This is a genomic window from Campylobacter showae (genome assembly GCF_004803815.1).
Classification (GTDB): Bacteria; Campylobacterota; Campylobacteria; order Campylobacterales; family Campylobacteraceae; genus Campylobacter_A; species Campylobacter_A showae.
The window spans coordinates 1,461,096-1,485,575 of sequence record NZ_CP012544.1 but is presented as its reverse complement, the minus strand read 5'-3'; the positions used below and the strand labels follow the sequence as shown (position 1 = coordinate 1,485,575).

Sequence of the window (24,480 nt, the reverse complement as noted above, 5' to 3'; positions counted from 1 at the left end):
GAAAATTTAACACGCTCAAATTTTGCGCTAAATTTATCAACCTTGCCAAAGCTATCCCCCCAAAGCCCCGCCCGCCCGCAAAACACCGCAAAATCTGATATAATAAGCCCCTCAAAGGAAAAAAATGAATAATCGAGTGTTTTTTGGCGTCTTCGCTCTTTGTGCGTTGGCGCTGGTCGTGTACCTTTTTAAGCCGTTTTTGCTAAATATCTTTATCGCCGCCTTGCTAGCCGTCGCCACCTCAAACGTCAACGTCAAATTTTTACAGCTAACGAAGGGCAAAAGGACGCTCTCGGCGGCTCTTACCACGCTTGCGCTATTTTCGCTATTTATCGCGCCGCTTTTGTACGCCGTGATCGAGATCGCTAAACACGCCGCAAACTTTAACACCGGCTACATAACAAACACGCTAAATTATTTTCAAAGCGGGAATTTTCAGCTGCCAGAGCCGATCAAATTTCTAGAACCAAAAATCAAAGAGATGATCGCCGATATCGACGTCAAGGCTATCTCGGCAAATCTCATCGCAAATTTAGCCGGTATTGGAAAATCAAGCGTAAATTTTCTCGTAGATATGATTTTTATCCTCGTGTTTTTCTTTTTTGCGGTGCTTTACGGCAGCGAGCTCGTGGGCTACCTAAAAAGCGCGCTTCCGATGAAGGAGAGCGAGAGCGAGTTTATCCTCAGCGAAGTGGCCAACGTCATGAGCGTCGTGCTTTATTCTATCGTGATAAACGCGATTTTGCAGGGTTGCCTCTTTGCTATCATTACGATTTCCTACGGCTATAACGGCTTTTTGATGGGCATACTCTTTGCCTTTACTTCGCTCGTGCCAGTCGTTGGCGGATTGCTTGCTTGGGGGCCTATTAGCCTTTACGAGTTTGCTAACGGCAACACCGCGGCCGCGATCGTCATCGCCGTCTATACCATCATCGTGATATCTGTCGTCGCAGATACGTTTTTAAAGCCGATCGTGATTAAATTTATCAACGATAAGCTCGTAAAAATCCCGACCAAGATCAACGAGCTGTTGCTGTTTTTCTCGATGATAGCGGGTATCTCGACGTTTGGCTTTTGGGGACTTATCCTGGGGCCTGCGATCGTGACATTTTTTATCTCGACGATTAAGCTTTATACATTGCTTAAAGAGCGCGCTGTTGTGTAAATTTGCCTAAAATCGGCGATATTTTTAGCAAATATCACAAATCTAACGCGAATTTTATTATTTTCTGTGCTATAATCCTTAAATATAAAAATTAATGTTCCGCATTAAATTTACGGAACGTAAATTTGCTAAATTTAACCAAGGAGTTTTTATGAAACTAGCAAAACTAAGTTTGGCCGCCGTTTTGGCGCTTGGCTTTTTAGGCGCAGCAAACGCAGCCGATACCTTTGGGGAGGCGTTTACCAAAGGAAAACTAGCGGGCAAGATCCAGGCTACCTATGTCGATCAAAAAGACGAGCGCGCGCCGATACACGACGAGCAGCTGACGTCTATACAGCTTGAGCTTGGATACGTGACCGATCCGTTTTACGGCTTTAGGCTCGGCATTACTGGGCAGGGCAACTTCTTGCCGTTTAACAGCATGAGAAAAAGCGGCACTCTATACGACAAAGAATGGAGAACGCAGGGCGCGGTAATGTCCGAAGCGTATCTAGGCTACGGCATAGGGCAGACTGATATAAAATTTGGCCGTCAGTACGTAAACACTCCGCTAGTAGCGGGCAACCCGACGCGCGCGTTTAAAGAGGCGTTTGAGGGTCTAACGATCGTAAATAAAGACATACCAAACACCACCCTGATCGGCGGCTGGTATTATAAATTTCAAGGCAGAAGCGCCGTCGTAACGGGCGGCAAAGAGGGGCGCGCTCCGCACTTTAAAGACAGAGTAATCGTCGGCGGTATGGGGCCTGTGGCGTATGAGTTTGATAATATCTTTACCGGCGCGGTCATCAACCAAGGCATACCGAATCTAAAACTAACCGGCGCATACGCTAGAGTGACCGATCTTAGACGTGGCGCTTTGCAGGGCGACATCAACTTTTACCTGGCCGAAGCAAACTACAAAGTACCCGTCGGCGACTTTAAGCTCGGATTTGACGCGATGTATAAGGGCTCTCGCACTACAAGAGGCTTAGAAGATCTAAACTACGACGGAAATATGATCGGTCTAAGAGCGGGGATTTATGATTTTGTGGGATTTAGCGCCTCTTATGCCTATACGACCATCGGCGACAACGACGCTTTGGCGTTTGGTCTAGGTAACGGCCCTGGCTCATACACGCTGCTTCCTATCCGCGGACCTTTCGTGTTTACAGGATATGCGGGCATGAATACGCATAAACTTTTGTTTGAATACGACTTTAAAGAAGTGGGCGCCGAGGGCCTAAAAGCAAAACTACATCTAGTAAAAGGCAAACAAGACGCCCCTCACCGCAATGCAGGTCCGACCGCGGCTAATACGCACATGAACGTCAAGGGCTGGGCGGCTCAGGCTAGCTACGATATACCGTGGGTCAAGGGGCTAAGCGCAAGCATCACCTACACGGCTCTTGAGAGAAAGAACTTTGATGCTATGGGTGCAGTCAAAAAGACCGATAACAACGAGCTTTGGCTGCAAGTCGGATATAAATTTAACCTTCTAAACTAGCTACTCTAATGCGGACGCAAATTTGACGCGTCCGCGACTTCTTTTTTTGTGTTATCGTCGCAAATTTAGCTTCGTAAAACCGGCATAAATTTGATCTTGTTGAGCAAATTTGCACCTAAATTTAAAAGATAAAATCAAGAACAGTTAAATTTGATAAAACGAGATTTGAAAAAATAGCGTGGATTTAAAGGCTGAAATTTGTCCGTAGCGATCTAAATTTACTTTCGCGCTTTGTGTGGATCTGTCGAAAATAAAAGCAAATTTAAGCTTGCAAGGACAAATCGTTCGCCCGAGCAAGCTATAAATGAAGGCCTATCTTTCGTAAAATTTACCGAGTACGCCGCTGCCGATCTCCTTGCGTTCTCCGTCCTCTATCATCACGGCTTTGCGGTCGATATCGACGGTTTTATCGGTGTTGATGATAAATTTGAGCTCGTACGAGCGCGAGTTTATCTGTTTTGGCATATCTCCGAAAAATATCGGTTTTGGCGGGCGTTGCGAATCAAGCGCGGCCCATTGAAACCGGCTTACGAAGGTGCTAAATAAAAAGGCATTGCCGTTTAGCTTGTATTTGTTTGCGAGCTCGTCCGCGATCGCATCGTTATCGCAGTTTACGGGCGCGCTGAAGCTACTTTTCTTTGCTTTTTCTTCGTCGTATTTGCAGAATTTATTTGCCAGCGCCAGCATCTCCTCTTTGTTTGCGTCGCTGCTACCTTCGGTTTTTAGTTCGTTGTAGTTATTCATTATCCGCTCTAGCGTCTTTTCTAGGCTTTTTTGCGCGTCGTCTTTGGCTTTTTGCACGGCCTCTTCGTAGCGAGCGTTTTGTTTGTCAAATTCCGCCTTAAGCACGTCGCTACTAACCTCGCAAGTTACCTTGACTAGCTTTAGATCGTTTCCGCTAACGTCTTCCCATTTTACCTTTTGGCAGCCCTTGTAGCCGTCAACGGCGGCGCCTATCGTCATTGATTTTTTATCGGTAGCGTGTAGTTTTTGACGATATCGATGTTGTTATCGCCGCATCCCGTTAGCGTCAAAACGGCAGCTATGAGAGAAAATTTTATTTTCATTCATTCTCCTGAAATTTAAAAGTCTAAATCTAGCTAAATTTAGCTTAATGTTAAGACGCATTTAAAGCGATGGGCGACCGAATTTGGCGAATTTGCCTGCCTAAATTTGACTAGTAAAGCGGCAGATCACAAGCTAGTTTTTAGACTTCTTTTGTGCTTTCTTATCTTTTTTATCGCCCAGTCGTAGTGTGATGAGGTGCTGCCGGTGACGTAGGCGGCGAGGTTTAGATTGCCCGTGAAGTTAAAATGTCCGCGCGCAAAAAGCTCCTCGTCGCTAAAATTTGCCGTAAGCTGCATTGCTTTTTCGTGTGTTTGCGTTAGTAGCGCTTTAGCCTCGCAAAGCGGTGTATCTTGGTGCTTGCGCCAAATTTGCACGTTCATCTGCGGGTATGTTTTCCAGTTATACGGCTGCGGTAAAAACGCAGTCCGCTCACCGCTTATGTTCTTTTGGATAAAATTTATCAAAAGCAAGTGCCACTCGTAAAGGTGCGCAAGTACGTCTCGGACGCATTTATCTCTATCCTCGAAGTCAAATTTGGCCTCTTGCTCTGCCTCATTCATGCTTTCAACTAGTGATAAAAGCTTTTTAAAATTTGCCTCTGAAGCACTTAGTAAGTCTATTTTATTCGTAGGTCGCGGCATTTTTATCCCTTGGCTAAATTTGAGCAAATTATACAGCACATTTTCAAATTTGCACTTTAAAGATACGGGTATTACCAAAAGCTACAAAATATAAAAGGTAAAATTTAATTTATATTTGTATTTTAAAAATTAAAAATAAAACTTAAATATATAGCTCAAATTTGATCAAATTTCAATTTTGTGAGTTTTATGGTCTTGAATTTTAATCAATTTTATACCTATGATAATTTAGCCTAAAATTAGCGCTTTTAAAAGGTTAAATTTAAAAATAGACCACTGTTTTTATACTTAATATATAGCTTTATATTTACAATGCAAAAATGTTACGATTTTACACGTTAAATTTATATTTTAAAAATAGTTTCTAAAATATTATGGGTTTTGTTATCAAAAAGCATATTGATTTTTGTAAATATAAAATTTTATATTTATACATAATTTTAAGCATTAGCCCTAAAATATGCAAAATAAAGATAATTTTGGTCTTAATTTAAACCCCAAATACTGCCAAAGAATTAATTATTTTTAATCAACTTAAATTTAGGTTGTAACGGTTAATATCTGCCTGATTTTTAAGAACTATCTTAAAAAATAAACGAGGAGAGAAAATGGATCGACGAGATTTTATAAAAAGCGCCGCCGCTTCGGCTGCTTGCGCGAGTGCCGGTATAGCGCTGCCTAGCTCTATGGCAGCTGCGCAAAACGCAGCTGAAAAGGGCTGGCGCTGGGATAAGGCTGCATGTAGGTTCTGTGGAACTGGCTGCGGCGTAATGATCGCAACCAAAGAGGGTAAAATCGTAGCCGTCAAGGGCGACCCTGAAGCACCCGTAAACCGCGGCCTAAACTGCATCAAAGGCTACTTTAACGCCAAGATCATGTACGGCGCGGACCGCATCACTCAGCCGCTTTTACGCGTGAACGAAAAGGGCGAATTTGATAAAAAAGGCAAATTTAAGCCTATTAGCTGGGAAAAAGCCTTTGACATCATGGCGGAAAAATATAAAGAGACCATGAAGAAAAACGGCGTTCATTCAGCCTGCGTTTTCGGCTCGGGTCAATACACTATTTTAGAGGGTTATGCAGCCGTCAAACTATGGAAAGCGGGTATTAGAAGCAACTCTATTGACCCGAATGCTCGCCACTGTATGGCGTCCGCGGTCGTCGGATTTATGCAGACGTTCGGTATCGACGAGCCTGCGGGCTGCTACGACGACATAGAGCTAACCGATACTATCGTGGCTTGGGGCGCTAATATGGCCGAGATGCACCCGATACTTTGGGCGCGCGTAAGCGATAAAAAGCTAAGCAATCCCGAGCGCGTAAAGGTCGTAAATTTAAGTACGTATTCGACTAGAACCTCAAATATCGCCGATTCCGAGATTATTTTCGCTCCTTCAAGCGACGTTGCTATCTGGAACTACATCGCTCACGAGATCGTTTATAATCATCCTGAAGCCATTGATTGGGACTACGTAAATAGCCACTGCGTATTTGCGACGGGACCTGCCGATATCGGCTATGGGCTTAGAAATAATCCAAATCACCCTAACTACAATACCGAAAAAGACGTCATCGAGACCGAACTTAAAAAGACTTTAAGCAAAAACGAAGGCGTGACTCTGGGCTATCTAGGCTATAAAGAGGGCGACGTGATGGAAAATAAAAATACGGCTACCGCGGGCAAACACTGGCAAATCACGTTTGAGGAATTTAAAGAAGCTCTTAAACCTTATACGCTTGATTTCTCCGCTCCGCTAATAAAAGGCGATCCGAACGAGGATTTGGAAGAATTTAAGAAAAAACTAAAGCAACTAGCCGACTGGTACATCGAAAAAGGTAGAAAAGTAGTTAGCTTTTGGACGATGGGCTTTAACCAGCACCAACGCGGCACTTGGGTAAACGAGCAAGCCTATATGGTGCATATGCTACTTGGTAAACAAGCAAAACCGGGCGAGGGTGCTTTCTCGCTAACCGGACAACCAAGCGCATGCGGAACGGCACGTGAGGTCGGTACTTTCGTTCACCGCTTGCCTGCGGATATGGTCGTAGATAACGCCGAACACCGCGAAATAAGCGAGAAAATTTGGAAACTGCCTAAAAATACGCTAAATCCGAAAGTCGCCTCCCACTACGTAAAAATGATGCGCGATATGGAAGATGGAAAGATGAAATGGGCGTGGGTGCAGGTAAATAACCCGTGGCAAAACACCGCAAACGCAAACCACTGGATCAAAGCCGCTCGCGAGATGGATAACTTTATCATCGTCTCAGACCCGTATCCGGGCATCTCGGCAAAAGTTGCCGATCTAATCTTGCCTACCGCGATGATTTACGAAAAATGGGGTGCGTACGGTAATGCCGAGCGCCGAACGCAGCACTGGCGTCAGCAAGTCCTTCCGGTAGGCGAAGCGATGAGCGACACGTGGCAAATGCTGGAATTTGCTAAGCGCTTTAAGCTAAAAGAGGTTTGGGGCGAACAAAAAGTAGACGATAAGCTAACGCTCCCAAGCGTGCTAGACGAGGCAAAAGCCATGGGTTATAGCGAAGAAGATACGCTATTTGACGTGCTTTTCGCAAACGAAGAGGCTAAGAGTTATCCTGCAAAAGACGCTATAATGGAAGATTTCGATAACTCTGAAGTTTTCGGCGATAGCAGAAAAGTTGTCGGCTCGGACGGCAAGGTATTTGAGGGATACGGATTTTTCGTTCAAAAATATCTTTGGGAAGACTACCGCAAATTTGGCTCCGGTCACGGACACGATCTGGCGGACTTTGATACCTATCACAAAGTGCGCGGACTAAGGTGGCCCGTCGTAGACGGTAAAGAAACTCAGTGGAGATTTAACGCCAAATATGATCCGTACGCGAAGAAATTTGCCGAAGACGGCAAGCAGTTTGCATTCTACGGCAATAAAAAAGCCAAGTTGCAAAAAGGCGATTTGACCAAAGTAACTAGCGGAGACGAGAAATTTTCTATCGCTAATAAAGCCAAAATTTTCTTCCGTCCTTATATGGATCCTTGCGAGATGCCCGACGATACCTATCCGCTATGGCTATGCACGGGCCGCGTGTTAGAACACTGGCACTCAGGCACTATGACGATGCGCGTTCCTGAGCTTTACCGCGCCGTACCTGAAGCGCTTTGCTACATGCACGAGGGCGATGCGCAAAAGCTAAATTTACAGCATAACGACGTCATTTGGATCGAGTCTCGCCGCGGTAAGGTAAAAGCAAGAATCGATCTGCGCGGACGAAATAAACCGCCGATGGGTCTAGTTTACGTGCCGTGGTTTGACGAAAACGTATTTATTAACAAAGTTACTCTTGACGCGACTTGTCCGCTATCAAAAGAGACCGACTATAAAAAATGCGCGGTTAAAATTTACAAGGCTTAATAATGCAAAATAGAAGAGAGGCTTTAAAATTTGGGTTAAAAGCGATTAGTTTGGTTCTCGCAGGCGGCTTTATCTGGAGTACGCAAACGACGGCTAAAGCCCAAACTCTACTCATCAGGCCGCCGGGTGCTTTGAAGGAGAAAAATTTCCTTAGCGAGTGCATACGCTGCGGGCTTTGCGTAGAAGCCTGTCCTTGGGATACGCTTAAGCTTGCGGATTTAGACGACGGATTGCCTTACGGCACTCCGTTTTTTACCCCGCGAAATATCCCTTGTTATATGTGCCCGGATATCCCGTGCACGGTCGCCTGTCCGACCGGAGCTCTAGATACGAAGCTGGTGAGCGAGGATAACGGCAAGCTAAATATAAACAAAGCGCAGATGGGTATCGCGGTGCTGGATCCAAATTTCTGCATCGCTTACGAGGGGCTTCGCTGTGACGCTTGTTACCGCGCCTGCCCTTTGATAGATAAAGCGTTAAGGCTTGAATATGTCCGCAACGAACGCACGCAAAAGCACGCGTTTTTTAAACCGGTCGTGGACGCCGACTACTGCACGGGTTGCGGTATGTGCGAGCAAGTTTGCGTGACGCCAAAAGCTTCCATTTTTGTGCTTCCGCGCGAGATAGGGCTAGGCTCTAGCAACGAACAGTACGTAAAAGGCTGGGTCGAGGGCGCGGATAAAAAGCTAAAAGACGCTGAGCCAAAAGAGTTTAAAACCGACGAGAAAAAGCTAAACGACTATCTAAATAGCGGAGATTTGCTATGAAATATTTGATTTTAAGAAGGATAAGTCAAATTTTAATCCTAGGGCTGTTTTTTGCGAGCAACTACTACGGAGTTAAAATTTTACAAGGCAATCTCAGCTCGTCTTTGCTTTTCGGAGTCGTTCCTCTTAGCGATCCGTTTGCCGTTTTGCAGTTATATTTAGCTAGTTTTAGTATCGCTTCGGGTGCACTTGTGGGGGCCGCTATCGTGTTTGCTTTTTACGCGATCGTCGCTCCGCGCGCTTTTTGCAGCTGGGTTTGTCCGGTAAATATCATCACCGAAACCGCTCGCTGGGTCAGAGTAAAGCTTGGCTACGACAAAGATAAAAAATTCGTAAATTTCACGCGAAGCGCTAGATATTACGTTTTAGGATTTACGCTTTTTATCTCGCTAGTCACTTCAGCTCCGGCGTTTGAGGGCGTTAGCTTTATCGGCATTATTCAGCGCGGCGTCATCTACGGCGGAACACTGTGGTTGTTCGTGGCGTTTGGGGTGTTTGCGATAGACGCGTTTATCGGCGATAGATTAGTCTGCTCAAAGCTTTGCCCGCTGGGCGCTTTTTACGCGATAGCCGGCAAATTCGCCCTTATCAGAGTAAAACACGATGCGGCTAGCTGTACTAACTGCATGAAGTGTAAGCTGATCTGCCCGGAAAACCAAGTGCTCGGCATTATCGGCAAGCAAAGCGGGTTTATAACATCGAGCGAGTGCATCAGCTGCGGACGCTGTATCGACGTCTGCGATGACGACGCGCTCAAATTTAACATTAGAAATTTACTAAAGGAGAAAAATCAATGAAGGCGAGAATTTTGGCGGGATTGGCGTGCGCCGTCCTCGTATTTTCGGGATATGCCGAAGCTAAAGAAGAACAAAAAACCTCTAGCTCCGTACAAACTCAAAAAGTAGAGCAAAAAAATAAATCAAAATTAGCCGATGGCAAAGAAGCTAAGGATCTAAATATCTTGCGTTCGGCTAGTGATGTTATGGATGAAGAAGAGGTAAAGTTGGTCGATATAAACTGGACGAAACCTGCCGCGGGCGAAGCGCAAAGATACGAGCGTTCTTTTGAAAACGCACCGCCGATGATACCCCATGATTTAGAGGGTTTGATACCGATAACTGCGGATAATAATATGTGCGTTACATGTCATATGCCTGAAGTCGCAAAAGACGTCGGCGCGACCGCGATCCCTAAATCGCACCTTTATAGCATAAGGAACAAAAAAGACCTCGACGGTAAGCTTAGCGACGACCGCTTTAACTGTACCGTTTGCCACGTACCGCAGGCGAACGTAGAGGCTAAGTTTAAAAATAACTTTAAGCCGGAGTACCGCGACGCTAACTTGTCTCAGCATTCCAATCTGTTAGACGTACTAAACGAAGGCGTTAGGTGAGCGTATCCAGACGCGAGCTATTTACTAAATTTTTGGGCGGCAAAACCGCTCAAAAATTTATCGCTCCGCCTTATTTTTGTGGAGAATTTAACTGTGCTGATTGCGAAGCGCCTTGCGTTAGTGCTTGCGATAGAGAGCTTTTAAGCTTTGAAAATGAAAGAATAAATTTTAAATTTAAGTCCTTGGGTTGTAACTTTTGTAAAGAGTGTGCGCTCGCTTGCGAAGAGGCGGGACGAGAGGTTTTAAATTTAAAATTCGCAGCTACTATAGAAGCTAAAATTTTTATCGACGTGCATAGTTGTCTTGCTTGGAACGGCACAATTTGCTGTAGCTGTCAGGATATTTGCAAATTTAGAGCGATCGATTTTTTAGGCGTTTTTCGTCCGAGCGTAAATCAAAAATGCACGGGCTGCGCGCAGTGTATGGAAGTTTGCTTCGCGAATAGTATCAAAATGGAGGCGTTATGAGAAAATTTATTTTATTTTTTACGGCGATTTTTTGCTTAAATTTGACCGCAAATTTGGCGGCCGCACCGCTTGAGATATCACAACCTGATAAGGTCATAAAAGCTGGCGCAAACGTGATAAGTTCAAATTTGATAGATGAAATTTTATATCTAGGTACGGACGGCGGCGAGCTTGATATCTACGACATAAAGGCGGATAAATTTTTAGAACCGATCAAATTTCGCACGGTCAAAACGCACTTTAGCGACAAAGAGCCAGCAAAAATTTTTAGCATCGACCGGCTGGGCGACATGCTTTTGGTTTTAACCGAGATGGATTACAACGAGCGATATTTGTACGTTTTTAAAAAAGAAAATGATAACTGGAGCGAGGTTGGCAATATGCACCTAGCTAACAAATCCGCCAAAAAAGCCTTTTTCATAGATGAAAAAACTGCGGTTGTGTCGGACTTTGGGAATGAAATTTACTACATCGACCTAGAGAGCAAAAAGGCGGTCTTTAAACACAAATTTTCCATCGCGCTTTACGTTGATTTTGAGATCAACAAAACCCGCGACAAAATCGCTATCGGGGCTGAAAGCGGCGTGATTTATATCTATAATCTAAAAACTCGCCAAACCGAGCAAACTCTAAATTTCTTTAAAGACAATATGTACGACATCGACTATAAAAACGATGTCGTGGCCGTGGGCTGCATCGACAAACAAGCAGGCGTTTTTAACGGTTCGATGAGCTATTTTAAGTCTGATTTTATCGTTTATGCGACGGGGCTTAGCGACGACGCCAAAACGCTAGCGTATATGAACGGCGAAGAGAGCGATATCTTGGTCTACGACATCGCAAGCAAAACAAAACTCGCGACCGTAAAAACCGGACAGCAAATTTTAAATGAAATTTACCTCTCCGATAGCGGCAGGCTAATCAGCGTCGCGTACGAAAAAGAGGTTAAATTTTGGAGCGTAAAATGAACATATCAAGTGCGATAGTATATACCAAAGACGGAAACGAAGCCGCCGAGGTAGCCAAAAGAATCGAGCAAGTAAAAGGCTGCGAGGTCATCGCCGCGCAAGACGGTAAGATCGTAGTCGTGATGAGCGCTGAAAATTTAGACGGCGAGATAGAGCTCTTTAAGGCGCTAGAGGGCGTAGAGGGCGTAGCTGGGGCTGCGATGATATACAGCTATCAAGAGGATTTGCAACAAGATATCGAAAGCATTAAAAAAAGCGGCAAGATAAGCGAAATTTTACTCGACGAAAACGTCGATGCTAAGAACATCGTATACAACGGCCACGTCGGCGATAGGGTAAAATAAATTTTTACCCGTTAACTTTATCCTAAATTTGACGATATATAATATGGATAAAAATTTAAAGGATAAGACATGCAAAGCATCAACGGTTTAAGCCAAAATCCATACATCCCACAACCTCGCTATGACGTGCAAAACGTCCAAAACACGGCAAGCGTAGATCAAAACGAAAATATAAAAAGGATGCAAGAAGCCTACGCAAATATCGACGTAAAACAGCTAACAAATAGCTATTTGTCGCATTTTCAGGCTAGAGCGGACTCAAATTCGAGTTCAAATTTCTTATCTCAAGTTTCGGCCTTTAACGGCTCTGCAAAATTTAGCGACATTTTCGGCGCTCAAAACAAAAGCATAAATTCTCTAAACGATATCTTGTCTGGCGTCGATTTTAAATCTATCGGCTACGAGGGCAAGCCTATAACACAACTAAGCCAAAGCGAAGCCAGCGATCTAGTGAGCGAGAATGGATTTTTCGGTATCGCAAACACCGCGGATAGGATTTCAAATTTTATTATTAGCGCCGCAGGAGACGACCTGCAAAAGCTCGAAGCCGGAAAAGAAGGCATGCTAAGGGGCTTTAAAGAGGCTGAGAAAATTTGGGGCGGTAAACTGCCTGAAATTTCGCAAAAAACGATAGAAAAAGCGACGCAAGCCGTAGATAAAAGAATAGCCGAACTTGGTGGGAACGTGCTCAGTGTTCAGGCTTAAGTTTTTAAATTTAGCCGCCGTTTTGCTGGTTTTTAGTGGTTGCGCATTTTTTGAGCAAAAACCGCCACCAAAAGTCGTCCAAAAACCAGTTGTTCAAAAACCTGCGTCCGTTAGAGGCTCATTGCGTGGCGTGATATCAAGCGTAACCTACGACGGTGGCAAATACTGCTACGATATAAAATCAATCGACACTTCAAACGGCAAACTGCCTAGCGGTAAGTACTGTGCGGATAAATTTTACTTTTCTAGCGGAGATACCGTTTATGCCGGCGTTTCGGGCGGACTCGTCACTGAAATGCTGCTCATAAAAAGCGGAACGCACCACGTTACGCATAAAGTAAATAAAACGCCGAAATTTAAAAGTACAAGTCCTGCAAAAAGCCCACAACAGCAAGAAAACAACAAGAAAATCCTAATCGAAGTTCCGAAAAGTGAAAATATCAGCTTTGATTAGCCGTTGATTTACCGAAATGTTTTATAATTCTTACAAGCAATCAAAGTTAGAACTCCTTTTAAGAAGGGGATGTGCGTCCCCTTTTTTATCTTTTTATTTCGCAAAAATCCTTGAAATTAAGCTTTCATATTTAAGCTTTGTTGGTAGTATTCTTATTTTAATAATATTAAGTATCAAAAATAGCCTTGTAATAGCTTGATATATTCGTGTTTTATGATTATTTATGTTAAATTTTTGCATTAAGCTTACCACGATCGATTTTGTGCTAAAATTATGCCTATAAAACTTTTATAAAGGAGAACTTATGAAACTCGCTAAAATTTCTTTAGCTGCTTTGGTTGCGCTAGGCGCTTTCTCTACTTTAAATGCTACTCCACTTGAAGAAGCTATTAAAGATGTAGATTTTTCAGGATTTGCAAGATATAGATATACTCACAATAAAGTCCGCTGGAATGGTATGCCAGGCGCATTCAATAAAAATAATGCAAATCATAACTTCAGATTCGTAGGTACTTTTAAGGCTGCTCTTGACGATAACTTCTTTGGTGTTTTGGGTCTAAGATATGCAGCAAATGACGGTTCTGGATTTAATGGCGATACCACCAATACTACAAGCTCATTTGGTGTAAGAGAATTTTATCTTGGCTACAATATAAACAATACTACAATAACAGCTGGCAAGCAATTTGTTAAAACATATTTTGACGATGATTTGGTAGGAACTGGTTTAAGAGTACAAAACACTGATATATCAGGTCTTACTTTGGTTGGTGTTGCTTTTGACGCACTTGAAACAGATAGCATTGACTATGACGGTCGACTACTATCAGGCCTAGCAGGGTCAAAAAGCCTTAACTACTATGGCGTGGGTGCAATGGGAAGCTATGATCCTGTAAACTTTAAAGCTTGGTGGGCATATCTTGAGGATACCGCAAATTTATTTGCAGCTGATGCGGCTTTGAAATTTGACCTAGATGCAGTAAAACTAGGCTTACAAGCACAATATGTTCACAATGAGTCAGACGACAATAACTTTGGTGATGCAAATTTCTTTGCAGCTAAAGGTGATGTAGGATTTGCCGGAGTCGGTTTAAATGCAGGTTATATCTACTATAAGGCTAAAGACGATAAAACATCTTTCGTAACTGTTGAAGATAACGGCAAACTAATCAACCCAGGCAAACTACTTAACTCGGTCATGAACGGTAGCGCTCAATACTATAATAACATTAAAGACAAAAACGACTATTGGTTTGTCGGAGCGTCATATAAATTTAACGAGTTTGGCTTGTATGCTAACTATATAGACGGTAAGGGCTATAGCTATAGATATAATAAGAGAGTTGATAGAGACGAGTGGAACGTCGGCGGTAGCTATGCTTACAGCAAAAAACTTAATTTCTCTACATTCTATGCAGCAGCTAAAGAAAAAGACGGAGATCATAAAAATAAACACGACCGCATAAGATTTGAAGCCAAATACAGCTTCTAATCAAAAAAGCTAGTTTTATGCTATAATCCCAAGCAAAATTTCCCTTGCTTGGGATTTTTAAATTTATCAAAAAGGTTTTTCATGAAATTTATGCATTATTCGCTTTTAGCATGTCTTTTGACTTTTTCTTTAAATGCTGCAGACGAGCCGAGTTATATATTTGAGGCAAAGGGTGAATTTGCAAAAGAGCTAAAAAGTTTGGTAGAAAAATATTCTAAAGACGAAAATATAAGTATAAATGTTTATGAAAAAGCTCCTGAGACTGATGGTGGCGGCAAGTTTTTAAATATCGGCGTAGATACCAAAAGAAGGTATAGTGTGGAAAAAGGTCGCGAACTGTATGCTAAAAATTGCGCTTCTTGTCACGGCGAAGATGGGAATAAAAGAGCTTATGGCACATCCAAAAAGTTAACTAAAGTAAGTGCAGAGGATATAGAGGCTGCTTTTTCTGGTTATCTAAACGATTCTGACTATGGCGGAGATATGAGAAATCTAATGAAAACCGTTGCCGCCAAAACAAAATATAGCGACCTTGGGGCAATTATTGCCTTTTTAAAGGGCAAAGATGCTTTGCAGTACAGGGGAAGCGAACAGGAAAACTCTGACGTCTCTACTACTCCTACTCAAGGAAGCTACTTAAAATAATCCAATTTGCCGAGTCGATTTGGCTCGGCATGTTAAAAATATTTCAAATTTTAAATCCCTATAGTATATTTTAGTAAACGCTCGGTAATATTCCAAAGAAATATAAAATTTTTAAGCTTATTAAAGGCTAGATTATGTTAAGATTCTAAAATATTAAATCTTATTTGAGGAGAAAATAATGGAAATTGCTAAAATTTCATTGGCTGCTTTGGTTGCACTAGGTGCTTTTTCAACTGTAGCGAGTGCTACGCCGCTTGAAGAGGCGATCAAAAATGTAGATCTTTCTGGATATGCAAGATATAGATATAATAACGTTACAGTTAAGAAAGCTAACGGTGTAAAAGATAATACGACTGCACATCACCAATTTAAATCAGAATTTTCTTTTAAAGCTGCTTTAGATGATAATTTCTTTGGTGTTTTAACACTTAGATATAATTCCAACGACAGCTCTGCTTTTAATGCAGATGGACGCAGCGATAGAACAGATACAACAAGTCCATTTAACGTAAAAGAATTTTACCTTGGATATAACGTAGGTAACACTACAATAACTGCAGGTAAGCAAACCATAGGTTCATTCTTTACTGATGATGCTGTAGGCACTGGCGTCAGAGTTGAAAATAGAGATATTACAGGCTTGACTCTAACTGCATTTGCTTTTGATGCATTAGAAAATAACGGCGAGAGCGATGGCGCTATTTACACTAATGCCCCTGGTATCTTTAATAACAACCTATATGCGGTAGCTGCTATCGGCTCTTATGATCCGGTAAGCTTCCAACTATGGTATGCATCTTTGGTTGATTCTGTTAACCTCATTATAGGTGACGTAAACTTTAGTCTTAATATTACTGATGATGTAAATATCGGTGCTCAAGTTCAGTATGCACATGCTGATATAGACAATAATGTTGGCGTAAACTTTAAAGATACGGATTTCTATGCAGGTGAACTTGGTACAAAAGTATTTGGCGCTGATGTAGCTGCTGGTTATATCGGATATAAAGTTCATGACAAAGAAAAAGGTTTTGTAAGCCTAGAGGATCAAGGTTCATTTATAGATGTAGGTGAGATAAAATCTGCTCTTGATTATACTGCTCTTGAAGGTAAAGCTAACTTCTGGTTCTTGAAAGCAGGATACACTTTTGCTGAGAAATTTAGAGTCGGTGGCGATTATTCTAATGGTAAAGTTAAACTTGCTTCAGGCGATAAAGAGAAATATCAAGAGTATGTAGCAAGACTAACTTATGACTATAGTGCTAAACTTCAGTTCTCAAGCTTCTATGCGTATGAGATTAACAAGCACCAAGATGACTCAAAAGATAAAACTAAACAGCTAAGATTCCAAGCTAAATACACATTCTAATTTTAAATATCTCGGGTTTATCCCGAGATATCTCCTTTCTATAGGTCTTTATGTTATACTTTTCAAAAAATAAGGCACAAATCCTTACTTGACTTTTAAAGTTATCTAAAAAGTATTTGATAAAATTTGCAAGCAAAAACACCCAAATAAAACATCCAAATCACTACATTATATGATAAAGTAATTTTAGGCTCAAGATAAGGAGGATTCTCTCTTGTCATCTTTGGTAAAATATGATAGAAAGTTTTTGTATTTTTACTGTTATTGAGCCCAAATTCACGCTCTTTTAATGAGGCAAAAACTCTCTTTCTCTTAGCCTTTCTGTAGTCGCTATGGTATTGCTACGCTTTAGAGAAGATTCTTTTAATTTAGACAATCCTAACATAATCCCAAAAATTTTCTCGACCTTTTATGTGGTTTTACTGTTAGCTTCTTGCAAAATAGTAGGCTAGTTCATTCTTTGAATATTTTACTCTACAACGAGTCTTTGCTCGCTAATCAACCTAACCATCATAGGCTTTTCCAATGGTCTCAATAAATTATAGTATCGGTATTAGTTCATTTGTAGAGTAGTTTTTAATTATTTGGTATAGATCTTGCCGTCATGCTTTGGCATTCCGAATACATGTGTTTTTTACCCCTACCTTTCTTGCTTTTAAATGGCTATAGTAAATCTCTATCTTGTCGCTAAAATTACTTATTTTAGCTTCGCTACGCTCGTTACTCTTCAAGAGCTCGCACTTTTTTAATAATAAAAATTCTGATGTTTTTAGTTATTTTATCGATTCTTTTTTCTAAGATTTTAGTAAATTCTGCTATTTTAGTATCTTCTGTACTAAATGAAAAATATTATAAAATTCTCTAAATTTCGTCTCTGAAATTCTGGAACGAACCATATGCTTATTTTTAACTTCGCTACGCTCGTTACTTTTTAAAAATATAGTTCTCATTGCAACTCAATGCTATTTATGTTTATATTAAGTTTCTGCTTGTTTTGAAAATGTTAAAGATAACTAAGTTGATATTTTGTAGAAATTAAAATTTGAAAGAAAAAAGAATAGAAAAAGGGGCTTGCGCCCCAAAAATTAAGCCAAAGTAGCCTTTAGCATCCAGATAGCTTTTTCATATTTTGCGATTTGATCTTGCGCCATAGTTACGGTCGTGCTGTCTTTTGCTTCTTCAGCGACTTCTTCTAGCTTTTTAAATTCGCCCAGCAAGTGCTCGTACTCAGCCAAAACGCCTTTTAAAACCTCGGTCGGAGTGTAACTATCTTTGTTATCTGTTTTTGGATGAGCTAGCTTGTTTAGCTCTTCTATTTTGGTGATAGCTCTACCGCCTAGTTGTATAGCACGCTCAGCGACGTCGTCGAATATCTCTGCCATATCTTCGTACGCTTTTTCGGTGTATTCGTGTACGCTAAAGAACTGAATACCTTTTACATACCAGTGGTAGTCGTGAAATTTAACGAATAACGCATGAGCGTCAGCTTGGATTTGATTTAACTGGGTAACAACTTTTGACATTTTGTCTCCTTTGATTTGATTTGTGATGAAATTATAGCATATAAAACTTAAAGAAAAATAATTTGCAAATAATAAAAATTATTGTTTGTGAAGAGTTTTTGATAATTTAGAATACATTACTTTGTCAAGTGTTGATAAAGATTACTACGGGGTATAAAAATTTTTTTGATCGAATAGGTCCACGTTCTTTGGTAGGCCTTTAAATTTCACTAAATATGCCAAAAATACCCAAAAAGAAAGTTTTGGTAATGAGAGGACAAAAGACTAGAAGTTTATATTGCAAATTATAGGATGATATATAGTGGAAGCTGTTAAATTCGTCTATAAGCGCGTTTGCTAAATAATATTTATGATCAAATCAGCGGTATCAGAAAAGTAAAATCTAGCAAATTTACCGATAAATTTTATTCGCACGACTTTAGTAAAGGCTAAAGATCACACAATATTGCGCCAAATTTACGTCTCGAGTTATCAACACTACAAAAATGAATAAAAAGTCGCGTCACAAAGAAGTAGCTTGTTGTTTATTTGCCGGCATTGATGTATGGGCATTAAATTTCCGCCTAAAATTTGCCAAAATAAAGCCAGGGCAAATTTAAACTCAAATTTACCAAAAATACCGCAAATTTGAGCCGTCAGCTCAAAAAATTACGAGACTAACGGCTTATTTGCCGCAGCTTCATAAAGCAAAATCCGCATAAATTTACGCTGCGGCTCTTTATTTTCCGGCCGTTAGCATCGTCTTTAGTATGCGCTTACCGACCTCGACGCCCGGCTGATCGTAAGTGTTTATGCCTAGCATTATGCCCGTAGCAGATGTGAGAAGCTCGAAATAATAAATCAAAAATCCCGCACTCGCCTCATCTAGCCGCTCAAGCTCGATGACGTCCACGCTGATGCCTTCTTGCACGAGCGCATGCATGGTGGCGCTGCACTGAGCATTGATTAGCTCGCCCAAATTTAGCCCGTTTACAAAGTCGCAGCCCTCAAGACCGTTTAGGCTTATGCTCGGCACTGCTACGTCAGCGTCCGCGCTCGCTACTTTGATGAATGTTACCGTCTTATCCTTCACGCCGTCCATGATGAGCTGCAAAAAGCTGTGCTGATCGCGCGAGCCGATGAGTCCGACGGGTGTGAGTCCGTATCGTTTGTAGCCTTTTTTCTTGCCCAGGCTCTCCGCCCACAGTTGCACATACCAGTCGTTAAACTCCAAAAACCTATCGCCGTAGCTAAATATCACGTTGATCTTGGCGTTTTTATGCGTCGCGTAGTGGTAGGCTTTTTGCAGTAGCGTATCGTCGCCGTCCTCTAAAAATCGTTTTTTACACGCCCGCGCGCCCTCTAGTAGAGCCGCCGCGTCGTATCCGCATAGCATTAGCGGCACGAGTCCGATCGCGCTAAGCACGCTAAATCTGCCGCCGACGTTTTTAGGGATATTAAAAAATTTGATGCCGTTTTGCTTGGCGTAGGCCTCTAGCGGCGAGGCGGGGTCTGTTATGACGATGAAATTTTGGCTCAAATTTGAGGGCTTAAAGCGCTCCAAAATGCACTTAAATAGCGTGATCGTCTCGATCGTGGTGCCCGATTTTGACGAGATGATAAAAAGCGTCTCGTTAAATTTGATGCTCTCGCAAACGCTCTCAAAGCTAAAGGCGTCGACGTTATCGAGAAAATAAAGCTCTCGCTCGCGGCTCCTTTTAGCGCCCCCAAGCATCGTTTTTAGCGCCTTGACGCCCAGACTGCTACCGCCGATGCCTACTAGCACGACGCTTTTTACGTGCGCGAGCGTCGTTTCAAACTCGGCTATTTCGCTGAGTAAATTTGCGCCGATTTCGGGCAGGTGATAGTAGCCGATCTCGCCGCCTTTTAGTTCGTCGTTCATTCGTTTGGCGTAGGAGCCGATCGCGCTTAGCGGCGTTTTTTCGAAAAATAACTCATTTTTTAGCATTTTTGCCTAGCTCGTAAAAGAAATTAGTCGCCTGCACGAAGCCATCGACGCTGCCGCAGTCAAAGCGCTTACCTTTAAATTTATATGCTAACACCATGCCGTCTTTGGCTTGCTCTTTTAGCGCGTCGGTGATTTGAACTTCGCCGTTCTTGCCGGGTTTGGTGCGCTCTAGGATCGTGAAAATATCGGGCGTCAGGATATAGCGGCCGATGACGGCTAGGTTGCTCGGAGCTTCTTTGGGATCGGGTTTTTCGACCATGTCGCTAACCATGAGCAGATCGTCCTCGATCGCGCGACCCGTGACGATGCCGTAGTTTTTGCTTTGCTCGATCGGCACTTCCATCACGGCGACGATGCTGCAGCGGTATTTCTCGTAAATTTTTACCATTTGAGATAGCACGCCTTCGCCATCTTCGTTGATGCACAGATCATCGGCCAGCACTACGCCAAACGGCTCGTCTCGCACGAGGACTTTGCCTGTGTGGATGGCGTTTCCTAGGCCTCTCATGCTTTCTTGACGCGTGAACGAAAACGTGCAGCGCGCCATTAGCTCTCTGATCTCGGTTAGCAGGTGTTCTTTATTGGTGCCCGATATCTGATGCTCTAGCTCGTAGCTAATATCAAAATAATCCTCCAGCGCGCGTTTGCCGCGACCGGTTATAAACGCCATGTTTTTCATGCCCGCCTCTAGCGCCTCGTCCACGCCGTAATGGATCAGCGGTTTTGTGAGGATCGGCAACATCTCTTTTGGTAGCGATTTGGTCGCAGGCAAAAATCTCGTGCCGTAGCCCGCAGCCGGAAATAAACAAGTTTGTATCATAATTTTCCTTTTGATTTTTTACGAAATTATAGCGAGTTTTGTCTTATATGGAGTATTAAGGAGGATTTGGCGGATAAATTTACGGTTTGCCTTGCGAGGGCAACGAAGCGAAATCGCTAAAAGCCACCTCACGATACGTTGCCTTAATTTTTGATGTTCAAATTTGAAGTTAAAATTGCAAATTTTACTTGCCGAGATTTGCATCTTTATGGCGCTATTTATTTTTGCCAAATTTAACGTTACGTATTTGTAGCTTCTATAAAATTAAAGCTTTCCTCTTTTATTGGGAGTGGAAGGGGATTCTACTTACGGTCTGCTTGCAACTGCTAGCGCAGCGACTCAGATTTTGGAAATTTTGTTGGAATTAAATTTGCAAATTTATAGTTTTCAAGATGCGGGTCTGGGTGAGTAAAATTTAAAGTAAAGCCAAAAATAGAGCGCAAATTTACAAATTTAAAATGCACCGAATTTGACTAGCAAATTTGACCGCCAAGCGGCGGCAAATTTATATCCCTTTAAACACTGCTTTTGCGTTTTCTAGGTCGTTTGCGTCTGGGTGAGTTGCGGCTCTAGCCCATCTGGCTTCGCGCTCCGGAGTTACGGCGTAGCGCGGGTCGTTTGGCGCTGCTTCGCCCATTTTGCGTAGTTGCTCGATGACTTTTGGATCGATGGCGCCTTGACAGTAAAACTCGCGTAAAATTTCATTTTCGCCCTCGCGTAGCACGACTTTTGCCTTTTCTAGGCAGTTCATCGCGTGCTCGTGCTCGGGATCCATACCTAGCGTCATAAACAGGCCGACTTTTTTGCCCTTTATCTCGCGCAAAAAGCGTTTAAATTTAGGCTCCGCGTCGCCCTTATCGACGTAAAATCCAAGCGCGATAAAGTCGTAGCGATCCAAATCTAGATGCAGATCCTCGCTAAATTTGACCGCCTCGCAGCCAAGCTCGTTTGCGATAGCAAGACCGACTTTCTCGGTATTTCCGGTCGCGCTCGTGTAGATAACTATTTTTTTCATTCAAAGTCCTTTTGTGAGATATTTGCTACTTCGGTGCCGATCGACATGCCCCAAAATACGCCGTCCGTCGTGTAGTTTAAAAAGCCGTTTTCTATGCGCATATAGCCTTTGCTTTCGCATTTTTTGAAAAACTCCATTAGCGCGCTAAAGGTCTCATCGCTAACTAGGCTTTTAACCTGCGCTAGGTCGATTTTTGGGTACATAAAGAGGCTTTTTAGCCGTCCTTCGGCACGCTGTTTGTCGTCTACTTTATTTATCATACGCATTTTTTCTTTTGCGTTGTAGATGTCGTAGTAGCCTAGCTTTCCGCCAGAGCCCCTACCTAATGGCAGGATATCGGCGCCCTCGTGGCTTAGGCGGATATACTGATAGCGGTCGCGGCCGATACGGTTAAATTTAGTATGCTCTAGCACCTCGTAGTTGCCAGTGCCTAGCAGCTTTTCAAAGAAAGCGTTGTGCAGCTTGTGCTCGTAATTTACGTCGTAATAATCCTGCGATACGGTCTTTGCAAGTTCTGATTTTTCAAAAAGCTGAAGCGAATAAAAGCTCGTGCTGTCGATGTTTAGCTCATCGACTAGGCGGGCGTCTTCTAGCACCTCGTCTATCGTTTGCTCGGGGTAGTTAAATATAATATCCGTGCAAACCATGCCGCTAAAATTTTGCCTGATCATTTTTAGGTGCTCTATCGCGCCTTTTTTGTCGTGGACGCGGTTTAGTAGCTTGCGGCCTTTGTCCGAAAATGTCTGCACGCCGATGCTAAAGCGGTTTACGCCTAGACTTTCTAGTAGGCGCACTTTGCTCAAATTTAGATTGTGTAGCGTGGTTTCTAGACTAAATTCGCAGTCCTCGGCGATATTAAAGCTCGAGCGCAGAGCCGTGATGATCGGTTCTAAGTGCTTTTCTTTTAGTATCGTAGGAGTTCCGCCGCCAAAATAGACGCTGCGGATATTTTTAGCTTGCAGATACGGAAATTTGCCGTATTTCTTGATCTCGCCCAGCAGATACTGCGTGTAGCTGTCTAGCTCGTCTTCCAGCTTTGTGCGGTTCATCGAGCAAAACGAGCAGATATTATCGCAAAAAGGCACGTGAATGTATATCACGCCGTCCTTTTGCGCAGGTAGCTCCTTGTTTAGAAATTTCTCCACCTCGGCGTTAGTCGCCATTTTTATTTTTTTGGGGCGCGTCGGTCCAGCGTGCCCTTTTTGCCTGGTTTCAAACATCTATTCCTCCGTTTTGAATTCGTAAGGTTTGGTAATTATACAATTCGAAATATTTTTTAACGCTTTAATTTCTAACTCCTTTGTTATTTTTACGGCTTCGTCGTTAAAAATTTTATTTTTCCCGCGAACGGCTATTATCTTTATCTCTCCGTCAAATTTAAAATCTACTTCGACTCTAAACATCCCGCTTAGCCGCAGCATGAGCGCTTTTTTGGGATATTTGGCCTCCGGCTCGCGCGCCACGGTAAAGCCGACGCCCTCTTTGCACGCGTTTTGCTCTTTTGCTTCGCCGCTATCTTGCGCGGCGGGCTGCTTTGCGGGGGCTAAATTTGAGCTAGGCTGCGCGCTTTGCTCGGCGGGTAAAATTTGAGTCGGTGCGGGTGCCGGTTCAAATTTAGGCTCCTCTTTTACCGCTTGCGCCGGCTTTGGCGAGATTTGCTTTTTTATTTTTGGCTTTGGCGGTTGCTTTTTCTCCTCCTTTGGCTTTTTGGGTTCCGGCTCTACCGGCTTTGGCTCGGGCTGTAAAATTTCGGGCTCGGGCTCAAATTTGACCGGTTCGGGTTGCGTTTCTTGCGGCCTTTCAAATGGCTCTGCGCTTTGAGGCGGGATTTGCTCTCTAGTCTCTTTACTAGGCTCCTCTTGCGTCAAATTTAGCTTTATCTTTATCGTTTCTTGCGGCTTTGCGCTCTCTATTGGGCGCGAGTTTAACGGCAAAAAAAGTAGAGCTAAATTTAAGACGAGCGAGACTAGAAAGTAGCGCATTATTTGCTTAGCATCTCGTAAAATTTATCTACGGCTTCGCCTATGCGAGGCGTTCCTCTAAGTAGTAGCGAGGAGGGCACGGTGAGTACTTTGCCGTTTTTTGCGGCGGTCGTTTTTTTAAGCACCGGATTTTGTTTTAGGAAATTTTCGCCGTCGCCGCCCATGCCGCCGATAACGACGATGAAGTCCGGATTTTGCGACAAGATAAACTCGGTCGAGACGATCGGAGTCGAGCCTTCTACGTTATCGGCGATGTTTTTTAGTCCGAGTTTGGTAAAGATATCGCCCGGCAGCGTCTTTGAGCTAAAGCCAGTAAGCGGCGTCGAGGAAAATACCGCTAGTATCTTTTTGCCCTTTATCTCGCTGTTTGCGAAAGAGTCGATTTTGGATTTTATCTCGCTTACGACTTCGCTCGCTTTTTGTTCCTTGCCCGTTACTTTGCCGATTTCTTCGATATTTTTGTAGATATCGCCGACGCTATCTGCTTTTAGCGTGAGGGTTTTTAGGTTAAATTTAGCAAGGCTCTCGTTTACGTTTGCCGAGTGAAAGCTGGTGATAACAAGATCAGGCTTTAGCTCGACGATCTGCTCGATATTTGGCTTTGTGTATGTGCCTACGCTTTTTAGCTTTACGGTTTGATCCTCCGGCCAAATTTTAGAAAACTGAAGCGTAGCGATGGCCGCTAACTGATCCTGCGCGCCTAGCATATAGACTATCTCGACGACTGATGGGTCTAGTACGACTAGTTTTTTGGGCGAATTTGCGGTTAAATTTGCCAAAAGACAACTGGCTGCAAGCAAAAGTGCGGCTATTTTTTTCATAGAAAATCCTTT

The 24,480-nt window shown here is 42.9% G+C and carries 23 protein-coding genes; 14 read left to right on the top strand and 9 right to left on the bottom strand.

Annotated elements, in window-relative coordinates:
• Nucleotides 1-124 precede the first annotated feature (124 nt).
• Together CSHOW_RS07255 and CSHOW_RS07250 are read left to right on the top strand one after the other, a co-directional pair.
• On the top strand, nucleotides 125-1,165 hold the full coding sequence (locus CSHOW_RS07255; RefSeq protein ID WP_002949690.1) for an AI-2E family transporter: 1,041 nt from the start codon (nucleotides 125-127) through the stop codon (nucleotides 1,163-1,165).
• 151 nt (nucleotides 1,166-1,316) lie between these two features.
• Nucleotides 1,317-2,651, top strand: coding sequence for an OprD family outer membrane porin (locus CSHOW_RS07250; RefSeq protein ID WP_039895446.1), 1,335 nt, complete (start codon nucleotides 1,317-1,319; stop codon nucleotides 2,649-2,651).
• Nucleotides 2,652-2,963: 312 nt separating this feature from the next.
• Here CSHOW_RS07250 and CSHOW_RS07245 read toward each other — a convergent pair whose 3' ends face one another.
• On the bottom strand, nucleotides 2,964-3,614 hold the full coding sequence (locus CSHOW_RS07245) for a hypothetical protein (RefSeq protein WP_002949670.1): 651 nt from the start codon (nucleotides 3,612-3,614) through the stop codon (nucleotides 2,964-2,966).
• Between the two features lie 230 nt (nucleotides 3,615-3,844).
• Nucleotides 3,845-4,360: a ClbS/DfsB family four-helix bundle protein gene (locus CSHOW_RS07240; protein WP_039895444.1), complete on the bottom strand. Its 516-nt coding sequence runs from the start codon at nucleotides 4,358-4,360 to the stop codon at nucleotides 3,845-3,847.
• Nucleotides 4,361-4,968: 608 nt separating this feature from the next.
• Between CSHOW_RS07240 and napA the strand changes: the two genes are divergently transcribed.
• The 12 genes from napA to CSHOW_RS07180 all read left to right on the top strand — a co-directional run bounded on the left by napA (nucleotide 4,969) and on the right by CSHOW_RS07180 (nucleotide 16,359).
• Nucleotides 4,969-7,755: a nitrate reductase catalytic subunit NapA gene (gene napA / locus CSHOW_RS07235; RefSeq protein ID WP_002949660.1), complete on the top strand. Its 2,787-nt coding sequence runs from the start codon at nucleotides 4,969-4,971 to the stop codon at nucleotides 7,753-7,755.
• A 2-nt stretch (nucleotides 7,756-7,757) separates the two neighbouring features.
• Nucleotides 7,758-8,522, top strand: a complete 765-nt coding sequence (gene napG, locus CSHOW_RS07230; protein WP_002949659.1) for a ferredoxin-type protein NapG — start codon at nucleotides 7,758-7,760, stop codon at nucleotides 8,520-8,522.
• Nucleotides 8,519-9,319: a quinol dehydrogenase ferredoxin subunit NapH gene (napH, locus tag CSHOW_RS07225; protein WP_002949655.1), complete on the top strand. Its 801-nt coding sequence runs from the start codon at nucleotides 8,519-8,521 to the stop codon at nucleotides 9,317-9,319. The genes napG and napH overlap by 4 nt, the downstream gene beginning before the upstream one ends.
• The gene (locus CSHOW_RS07220; RefSeq protein WP_002949653.1) at nucleotides 9,316-9,915 is read left to right on the top strand and encodes a nitrate reductase cytochrome c-type subunit; all 600 of its coding nucleotides are present in this window, start codon (nucleotides 9,316-9,318) and stop codon (nucleotides 9,913-9,915) included. The genes napH and CSHOW_RS07220 overlap by 4 nt, the downstream gene beginning before the upstream one ends.
• Complete coding sequence (locus CSHOW_RS07215; protein ID WP_002949651.1) at nucleotides 9,912-10,382, top strand: 4Fe-4S dicluster domain-containing protein; 471 nt, start codon at nucleotides 9,912-9,914, stop codon at nucleotides 10,380-10,382. The genes CSHOW_RS07220 and CSHOW_RS07215 overlap by 4 nt, the downstream gene beginning before the upstream one ends.
• Nucleotides 10,379-11,350: a WD40 repeat domain-containing protein gene (locus tag CSHOW_RS07210; protein WP_002949650.1), complete on the top strand. Its 972-nt coding sequence runs from the start codon at nucleotides 10,379-10,381 to the stop codon at nucleotides 11,348-11,350. Before CSHOW_RS07215 ends, CSHOW_RS07210 begins: the two co-directional genes overlap by 4 nt.
• Complete coding sequence (locus CSHOW_RS07205; RefSeq protein ID WP_002949649.1) at nucleotides 11,347-11,694, top strand: chaperone NapD; 348 nt, start codon at nucleotides 11,347-11,349, stop codon at nucleotides 11,692-11,694. The genes CSHOW_RS07210 and CSHOW_RS07205 overlap by 4 nt, the downstream gene beginning before the upstream one ends.
• 69 nt (nucleotides 11,695-11,763) lie before the next feature.
• The gene (locus CSHOW_RS07200; RefSeq protein ID WP_002949647.1) at nucleotides 11,764-12,399 is read left to right on the top strand and encodes a hypothetical protein; all 636 of its coding nucleotides are present in this window, start codon (nucleotides 11,764-11,766) and stop codon (nucleotides 12,397-12,399) included.
• Nucleotides 12,386-12,853, top strand: coding sequence for a hypothetical protein (locus tag CSHOW_RS07195; protein WP_002949641.1), 468 nt, complete (start codon nucleotides 12,386-12,388; stop codon nucleotides 12,851-12,853). The genes CSHOW_RS07200 and CSHOW_RS07195 overlap by 14 nt, the downstream gene beginning before the upstream one ends.
• A 304-nt stretch (nucleotides 12,854-13,157) precedes the next feature.
• Nucleotides 13,158-14,345 (top strand): porin, encoded by a 1,188-nt coding sequence (locus CSHOW_RS07190; RefSeq protein WP_002949637.1) that lies wholly within the window; start codon nucleotides 13,158-13,160, stop codon nucleotides 14,343-14,345.
• A gap of 81 nt (nucleotides 14,346-14,426) precedes the next feature.
• A complete protein-coding gene (locus CSHOW_RS07185) occupies nucleotides 14,427-14,990 on the top strand; it encodes a c-type cytochrome (RefSeq protein WP_039895440.1) in 564 nt (187 codons plus the stop codon).
• A 178-nt stretch (nucleotides 14,991-15,168) separates the two neighbouring features.
• Complete coding sequence (locus tag CSHOW_RS07180; RefSeq protein ID WP_002949632.1) at nucleotides 15,169-16,359, top strand: major outer membrane protein; 1,191 nt, start codon at nucleotides 15,169-15,171, stop codon at nucleotides 16,357-16,359.
• 1,085 nt (nucleotides 16,360-17,444) lie between these two features.
• Here CSHOW_RS07180 and CSHOW_RS07175 read toward each other — a convergent pair.
• The 7 genes from CSHOW_RS07175 to CSHOW_RS07145 all read right to left on the bottom strand — a co-directional run bounded on the left by CSHOW_RS07175 (nucleotide 17,445) and on the right by CSHOW_RS07145 (nucleotide 24,468).
• Nucleotides 17,445-17,882 (bottom strand): Dps family protein, encoded by a 438-nt coding sequence (locus tag CSHOW_RS07175; RefSeq protein WP_002949626.1) that lies wholly within the window; start codon nucleotides 17,880-17,882, stop codon nucleotides 17,445-17,447.
• A 718-nt stretch (nucleotides 17,883-18,600) separates the two neighbouring features.
• Nucleotides 18,601-19,830, bottom strand: a complete 1,230-nt coding sequence (locus CSHOW_RS07170; protein WP_002949624.1) for a glucose-6-phosphate isomerase — start codon at nucleotides 19,828-19,830, stop codon at nucleotides 18,601-18,603.
• Nucleotides 19,817-20,650, bottom strand: a complete 834-nt coding sequence (galU, locus tag CSHOW_RS07165) for a UTP--glucose-1-phosphate uridylyltransferase GalU (protein ID WP_002949623.1) — start codon at nucleotides 20,648-20,650, stop codon at nucleotides 19,817-19,819. Before galU ends, CSHOW_RS07170 begins: the two co-directional genes overlap by 14 nt.
• Before the next feature lie 505 nt (nucleotides 20,651-21,155).
• Nucleotides 21,156-21,665, bottom strand: a complete 510-nt coding sequence (locus tag CSHOW_RS07160; RefSeq protein WP_002949620.1) for a flavodoxin family protein — start codon at nucleotides 21,663-21,665, stop codon at nucleotides 21,156-21,158.
• Nucleotides 21,662-22,885, bottom strand: coding sequence for a radical SAM protein (locus CSHOW_RS07155; RefSeq protein WP_002949618.1), 1,224 nt, complete (start codon nucleotides 22,883-22,885; stop codon nucleotides 21,662-21,664). The genes CSHOW_RS07160 and CSHOW_RS07155 overlap by 4 nt, the downstream gene beginning before the upstream one ends.
• Nucleotides 22,886-23,647 (bottom strand): protein TonB, encoded by a 762-nt coding sequence (locus tag CSHOW_RS07150; RefSeq protein WP_002949617.1) that lies wholly within the window; start codon nucleotides 23,645-23,647, stop codon nucleotides 22,886-22,888. It lies immediately after the preceding gene.
• Nucleotides 23,647-24,468, bottom strand: a complete 822-nt coding sequence (locus CSHOW_RS07145) for an ABC transporter substrate-binding protein (protein ID WP_002949616.1) — start codon at nucleotides 24,466-24,468, stop codon at nucleotides 23,647-23,649. The genes CSHOW_RS07150 and CSHOW_RS07145 overlap by 1 nt, the downstream gene beginning before the upstream one ends.
• Nucleotides 24,469-24,480: the final 12 nt, after the last annotated feature.

Bases quoted from the DNA above. Each gene is read 5' to 3' on its own strand.
- CSHOW_RS07255 (WP_002949690.1), top strand. From the start codon at position 125: ATGAATAATCGAGTGTTTTTTGGCGTCTTCGCTCTTTGTGCGTTGGCG.
- CSHOW_RS07205 (WP_002949649.1), top strand. From the start codon at position 11,347: ATGAACATATCAAGTGCGATAGTATATACCAAAGACGGAAACGAAGCC.
- CSHOW_RS07220 (WP_002949653.1), top strand. From the start codon at position 9,316: ATGAAGGCGAGAATTTTGGCGGGATTGGCGTGCGCCGTCCTCGTATTT.
- CSHOW_RS07170 (WP_002949624.1), bottom strand. From the start codon at position 19,830: ATGCTAAAAAATGAGTTATTTTTCGAAAAAACGCCGCTAAGCGCGATC.
- CSHOW_RS07175 (WP_002949626.1), bottom strand. From the start codon at position 17,882: ATGTCAAAAGTTGTTACCCAGTTAAATCAAATCCAAGCTGACGCTCAT.
- CSHOW_RS07155 (WP_002949618.1), bottom strand. From the start codon at position 22,885: ATGTTTGAAACCAGGCAAAAAGGGCACGCTGGACCGACGCGCCCCAAA.
- CSHOW_RS07145 (WP_002949616.1), bottom strand. From the start codon at position 24,468: ATGAAAAAAATAGCCGCACTTTTGCTTGCAGCCAGTTGTCTTTTGGCA.
- CSHOW_RS07150 (WP_002949617.1), bottom strand. From the start codon at position 23,647: ATGCGCTACTTTCTAGTCTCGCTCGTCTTAAATTTAGCTCTACTTTTT.
- CSHOW_RS07245 (WP_002949670.1), bottom strand. From the start codon at position 3,614: ATGACGATAGGCGCCGCCGTTGACGGCTACAAGGGCTGCCAAAAGGTA.
- napA (WP_002949660.1), top strand. From the start codon at position 4,969: ATGGATCGACGAGATTTTATAAAAAGCGCCGCCGCTTCGGCTGCTTGC.
- napG (WP_002949659.1), top strand. From the start codon at position 7,758: ATGCAAAATAGAAGAGAGGCTTTAAAATTTGGGTTAAAAGCGATTAGT.
- CSHOW_RS07185 (WP_039895440.1), top strand. From the start codon at position 14,427: ATGAAATTTATGCATTATTCGCTTTTAGCATGTCTTTTGACTTTTTCT.
- CSHOW_RS07200 (WP_002949647.1), top strand. From the start codon at position 11,764: ATGCAAAGCATCAACGGTTTAAGCCAAAATCCATACATCCCACAACCT.
- CSHOW_RS07160 (WP_002949620.1), bottom strand. From the start codon at position 21,665: ATGAAAAAAATAGTTATCTACACGAGCGCGACCGGAAATACCGAGAAA.
- CSHOW_RS07180 (WP_002949632.1), top strand. From the start codon at position 15,169: ATGGAAATTGCTAAAATTTCATTGGCTGCTTTGGTTGCACTAGGTGCT.
- galU (WP_002949623.1), bottom strand. From the start codon at position 20,650: ATGATACAAACTTGTTTATTTCCGGCTGCGGGCTACGGCACGAGATTT.
- CSHOW_RS07240 (WP_039895444.1), bottom strand. From the start codon at position 4,360: ATGCCGCGACCTACGAATAAAATAGACTTACTAAGTGCTTCAGAGGCA.
- CSHOW_RS07250 (WP_039895446.1), top strand. From the start codon at position 1,317: ATGAAACTAGCAAAACTAAGTTTGGCCGCCGTTTTGGCGCTTGGCTTT.
- napH (WP_002949655.1), top strand. From the start codon at position 8,519: ATGAAATATTTGATTTTAAGAAGGATAAGTCAAATTTTAATCCTAGGG.
- CSHOW_RS07190 (WP_002949637.1), top strand. From the start codon at position 13,158: ATGAAACTCGCTAAAATTTCTTTAGCTGCTTTGGTTGCGCTAGGCGCT.
- CSHOW_RS07210 (WP_002949650.1), top strand. From the start codon at position 10,379: ATGAGAAAATTTATTTTATTTTTTACGGCGATTTTTTGCTTAAATTTG.